This window comes from Pseudoalteromonas sp. GW168-MNA-CIBAN-0100 (assembly GCF_040309225.1).
In the GTDB taxonomy this organism is placed as follows: Bacteria; Pseudomonadota; Gammaproteobacteria; order Enterobacterales; family Alteromonadaceae; genus Pseudoalteromonas; species Pseudoalteromonas arctica.
In genome coordinates this window covers 1-259 of sequence record NZ_JBEOOL010000748.1, presented here as the reverse complement: position 1 = coordinate 259, position 259 = coordinate 1, and the positions used below count along the sequence as shown (strand labels likewise).

At 43.2% G+C, this 259-nt stretch carries 1 protein-coding gene; it reads right to left on the bottom strand.

All coding sequences use genetic code 11. The features are described from left to right. Nucleotides 1-259, bottom strand: a 259-nt coding sequence (locus AAEY62_RS23260) for a TSUP family transporter (RefSeq protein WP_350636803.1), incomplete at both ends; no start/stop codon positions are given.

Genomic DNA, 259 nt, shown 5'->3' with positions numbered 1-259 from the left:
GTTAGCGCACCAGGCAATGAAATAATTAACCCAATTGCTGCAGCTGTACCAACGGCCTTGTGAGCAGGATAGTTATATAAAGTAAGTAATGGCACCGAAATAGTGCCGCCACCAATTCCCACTATAGAGCTTAAAAAGCCAATAAATGCGCCCATAACACTTTGCCCTACTTTACCAGGTAGTTTTTGATACAACGCCGACTTGCCCGTTCTAAACAGCATATTAAGTGCAGATAACAGCGCTATTGCCCCAAACAATA